The sequence below is a fragment of the Negativicoccus succinicivorans genome, from assembly GCF_018373335.1.
Taxonomy (GTDB): domain Bacteria; phylum Bacillota; class Negativicutes; order Veillonellales; family Negativicoccaceae; genus Negativicoccus; species Negativicoccus succinicivorans_A.
In genome coordinates this window covers 1-4,997 of record NZ_JAHAHH010000084.1, presented here as the reverse complement: position 1 = coordinate 4,997, position 4,997 = coordinate 1, and the positions used below count along the sequence as shown (strand labels likewise).

2 protein-coding genes and 2 pseudogenes are annotated in these 4,997 nt (G+C 51.4%); all 4 read right to left on the bottom strand.

Translation table 11 applies throughout. The annotated features are described in order from the left end of the window. Positions 1-103: 103 nt before the first annotated feature. Positions 104-817: pseudogene (rpoD, locus tag KH813_RS05985) on the bottom strand (RNA polymerase sigma factor RpoD); the annotation flags it as partial. A 393-nt stretch (positions 818-1,210) separates the two neighbouring features. Further along, positions 1,211-1,558: pseudogene (locus KH813_RS05980) on the bottom strand (RNA polymerase sigma factor region1.1 domain-containing protein); the annotation flags it as partial. Between the two features lie 482 nt (positions 1,559-2,040). Beyond that, positions 2,041-3,132, bottom strand: a complete 1,092-nt coding sequence (gene rpoD / locus KH813_RS05975) for an RNA polymerase sigma factor RpoD (RefSeq protein WP_303994446.1) — start codon at positions 3,130-3,132, stop codon at positions 2,041-2,043. A 20-nt stretch (positions 3,133-3,152) separates the two neighbouring features. Continuing rightward, positions 3,153-4,928 carry a DNA primase gene (dnaG, locus tag KH813_RS05970; RefSeq protein WP_303994445.1) on the bottom strand — a complete coding sequence of 592 codons (1,776 nt, stop codon included), beginning with the start codon at positions 4,926-4,928 and terminating at the stop codon, positions 3,153-3,155. Between the last annotated feature and the right edge of the window lie 69 nt (positions 4,929-4,997).

The following is a 4,997-nucleotide window of genomic DNA, read 5'->3' as shown; positions in this document are numbered from 1 at the left end:
CCTACATATATAAATTATAAATATAACCTATAGCGTAGTTACAATCTTACTATATAATAAGCTGGTGGATTTTCCAGCATTACTAACTCTAATTAAACAAACATCAGAGGTAGTCGGTAATCTTCTCGCGTTTCCCGCGGCTGCGCAATTTTTCCAGGGCCTTGCGCTCGATCTGACGAATCCGTTCGCGCGTGACGTCAAAGTACTGGCCGACTTCTTCCAGCGTTCTCTGCTTGCCGTCTTTTAACCCGAAGCGCAAATAAATAACTTCCCGTTCGCGTTTGGTAAGACCTTGCAAAATATCATCGACCTGCTCTTTGAGCAAAATGGCCGAAGCCGCTTCTTCCGGAGCAACGGCATTGCGGTCTTCGATAAATTCTACCAAGTGGGAATCTTCCTCTTCGCCGATCGGCGTTTCCAGCGAAACCGGTTCCTGCGCAATCTTCATGATCTCTCGCACACGTTCCACGGTAATGTCCATTTGCTCGGCGATTTCTTCCGGCGTTGCTTCGCGCCCCAGTTCCTGCAATAAATTGCGGGCCGTGCGTGAAAGTTTGTTAATGGTTTCCACCATATGCACCGGAATACGAATCGTACGCGCCTGATCGGCGATCGCACGGGTAATCGCCTGGCGAATCCACCAGGTCGCATACGTGCTGAATTTGTAACCTTTTTTGTAGTCGAATTTATCGACGGCTTTGATCAAACCGAGGTTACCTTCCTGCATTAAATCCAAAAATTGCATGCCGCGGCCAACATAGCGTTTCGCAATGCTGACGACCAAACGCAAATTGGCATCCGTCAAATCCTGCTTGGCGAAATGCGCGTCCGCTAAAACGCTGCCCTCGTTGTGGCGCATTTCATCCGTGACGAGCCCTGCCTCCAACCGGCTTTGCACTTCGTCAGGTGATAAAAAGGCTTCGCTCGGTGTTGTCTCCGCGCTGTCTTCATCGGATGGAAGTTCCGCCATGGCCGTCGCCATTTCTACCGCCTGCGCTATATTTAATCCGTCCGCAGGCTTCATCTGCAAAATGTCCAATGATGTTTGCAAAATATCCGCCGTCGTTTCGTTCCATTCCAATTCGGAAGGAACTTGGAACGCAGTATACGGAATTTCACCCTGCGCATCACTTACCTGCGCCATTGCAGCTACCCAACGGATCACGGCCTGTCGCTGCGCCTGCGTTTCCATAATCAATTTACCGGCTTCAATACGTTTGGCAAGCGCTACTTCTTCCGGCGCTTTTAACAACGAAACGCGACCGATTTCTTTAAGGTACATGCGCACCGGATCATCTAAATGGATATTGTCATTGCTGTCCTGTAAGTTTTCCGATGCCGCTTTACGCGCTTCGCGCGCTTCACTGTCTTCGTCTTCATCGTCTTCCGCCAGCGCCTCTTCCTTCTCTTCGCTGTTGACCATTTCAATATTCTCTTTATAGAAGCGAGCGTAAATTTTTTCAATTTTTTCCGCGCTTAAATCAAACCGTTCGAAGGCATCCATGACTTCTTCATACGTCAACACGCCGTCACGTCGGCCACGTTCCACCAAAAGCATCAGAACCTGATCAAGGCTGGCGCCTTCTTTGATCAGCCGCTGCATCGATTGGGCATCGTCGACTGCAACGGTGCGTTTCGATACTTTCCCTTTGCTCTTCTTTTTAGTTTTGGATGCGGTCGTTTTTTTGTCGGCAGCTGCTTTTTTCTTGGTCTTTTTTGAGGCTTTTTCCACCGGTGTCGTCACGGTGACTTGATCATCTTCCGTGATCGCAAGCGGAACACCCGCCTCCTGTAATTGCTCCGTCAACAATGTGCGACTGCGTTTCGAAAAATGATGCGGAGCCAAAATGGAAGATGCGGCGGCAGTATCCTGCGATTTGGTCTGATACCATTCGATCAAACCCTGCCGAGCGATTTCGATTCGTTCCGGCACCGTCAGGCGAGCTCGTTTTTTTGTCGTCTTGGTCTGGTTAGTTGCCGTCATGGTTTCTTCTTCCACAGCTCCGTCCTTGCTTTGTTTCAAAAATCTCTCCCCTTAAATCAGCGCAATAATTTTTCTTGCGTTTTCAGCTTTTCCAGTGCTTTGCGTTCGATTTGCCGGATTCTCTCACGTGTAACGTCAAAATATCGTCCGACTTCTTCAAGCGTACGGTGTTTGCCGTCACGCAAACCGAAGCGCAGGTAAATGACTTCGCGTTCGCGTTCAGGCAGCGTATTAAGTGCCGCTTCAATTTGTTCGCGTTGCAATGTTTCCGCCACGGCTTCTTCCGGCGCTACCGCTTCGCGATCTTCAATAAACGAACCCAAGTGGGAATCTTCCTCTTCCCCGACCGGCTTTTCCAACGAAACCGGTTCTTCCGCGATTTTCCGAATTTCTCGTACTCGCTCAACGCTTACTTCCATCGCTTCGGCGACTTCTTCAATCGTCGCTTCGCGACCCTTTTCCTGCCCGATCTGGCGGGTCAACCGATTCATCCGATTGATGGTTTCCACCATATGCACCGGCACACGGATCGTACGCGCCTGATCGGCAATCGCCCGCGTAATGGCCTGGCGAATCCACCAGGTCGCATAGGTGCTGAACTTAAATCCCTTTGTGTAATCGTATTTTTCCACCGCCCGCAGTAAGCCGAGATTGCCTTCCTGGATCAAGTCCAAAAACGGCAAACCGCGACCGTGGTATTTTTTGGCAATGCTTACTACCAAACGCAGATTGGCATCGGAAAGCTCTTTGCGCGCCATATCGGCATCCGCTTCCAGATCGCGCTGTTCGCGTTTCGTGAAACCTTCCACCTCGCGTCCGGCTTCAATGCGCTGCGCCAGTTCCACTTCTTCGTCAGCCGTCAACAAATCGACCTGGCCGATTTCTTTTAAATAAGTTTGCACCGCGTCATCGACGCGACCGCCGGACGCTTCCGTCGCCTCCGCCTGGGCGGCGGCGGGCGATGTAACCGCGCAAAGAACGAGTCCCCGCTTGGCCAGCGCGGCGAGCATCTGGTCCCATTTACGATACGAAAAACCCTGCTGCACCGCATACTCTTGCCAAACGCTGTACGCAAGGTTCCCCTGCTTATCCGCGCGGGCTACAAGACTTGCGACGTGCGCGCGATTGCCTTTCTCCGTTGCTTGCATGGCGCCTCCTTTACCACTCATCACAAGGAATGGATTGTTTGTGAAATTTCTACGACTAATTCCATTTCCCTGCGAAACGCTTCGACATCTCCCGCCTGATTATACTGTTCGGCCGCTTTTCTGTGCGCATTATAGGAGCGCACCAGCGTCGCCTTGCGGAGACGTCGGATAAGTAATGCCACGTCGGTGGTTCGTGGCGTCAGCCCATCTATTATAACACCCGAAAGCCGTGCTTGCTCGTCGGCCGTCAAAGAAATTTCACGGCCGATTTGCGCCGCATTCACCGTGTCGTTTGCCGTCGTCTGTAAAAAGGCAAAAATATTTTTCCACAAAGGATTGGTAAAATCCTCCGTCGTCAACTGATCGAGCAGTTCCCGGCGTTGCGCCGAGCCGCTGAACAGCAGATGCATCGCATCGTCCTCCGCCGGATCGGCAGTGACGCGCGGCGCATCGGTCGCTTCCGTTCGGTTTCCCGCCGGCGCGATATACACGTTTTTAGCTTGCGCTTTGGCGATTTTTTGCGCTTCACTGCGCACGATATTTTCATTCATGCGTAAACGTGTCGCCAAACGTCGCAGATAGCTGTCGATCGTAATCGCATTATCCGTTTGCAGGATTTCCGGAATAAATTCCTGAACGATCGTATTTTTTCCGTCTGCAGTGGTCGCGTCGTGGCTCGCAATGATTTCATCCAGCCGGTAGTCCAGCACATTTTGCGCCATGGCAATGACATCTTCCCACGCTTTAGCGCCGTGTTGTTTAATGTATTCATCCGGATCTTTCCCGTCGGGAAGCGTGGCAATACGGAGTTTCAGTCCCGACTCGCGCGCGATGGCAATCGCTCTCCGGGTCGCTTCGCGGCCGGCTCGATCCATGTCATACGCGACGATCGCCACATCGCAAATGCGGCGCAGCAATTGCGCCTGACGTTGCGTGAATGCCGTACCGAGAGACGCGATGACATTGGTCACACCTAAATTGTGAACGCCCACCACGTCCATATAACCTTCGACCAGCACCGCCTGTTTTGTTCTGCGAATCTCTTTGCGGGCCCGCTCCATCGCAAAGAGCAGGTCGCCTTTATGAAAGATCGGCGATTCCGGTGAGTTCAAATACTTCGGCTCGCCTTCTTCGACAATGCGACCGCCGAAAGCCACCACACGGCCTTTATCGTCGCGAATCGGAAACATGCAGCGCCCGCGGAAACGATCATACGTTTTCCCGTTTTTCGTCAGGCACAAACCGCTTTTAATCAAATCTTTTTCCCGGTAACCGCGTTCGCGAAAATCACGATACAAGCGGTCCCACTGCGGCGGTGCAAAGCCGAGCTTGAAGTCGACAATAGTCTGCGCAGATAGGCCTCGTTTCTTAAAATAGTCAATCCCTACCGCGCCCATGCGCGTTTTCGTCAGACAATTATGAAAATAATCGGCCGCTAAATCGCAGATCTCATACAATCGTTGCCGCTCTTCTTCCCGCTCGCGCTCCGCCGGCGACAGATCCGTCTTGGGAATTTCCAAGCCGATCCTTTGTGCCAGTTTTTCCACGGATTCCGGGAAGGAAATATTTTCTATCTTTTGCACAAATTGAAAAACGTCACCGCCCGCATGGCAACCGAAACAATAAAAAAACTCCTTGTCGGGTGAGACGGAAAATGACGGTGTCTTTTCTTCATGAAACGGACAGCACGCCCAATAATTATTCTGTTTTCGGGTCAGCGGCACGTAGCTTCCGACCACATCGACAATCGGATTGCCGGCACGTACCTGCTCAATAAATTCTTTGCTGAACTGCATAACGCCTCCGTTTCTGATATATGTATTAACCGTGAAACGGCAAAATCCTTTTTTCGTCCACGTAAAAAC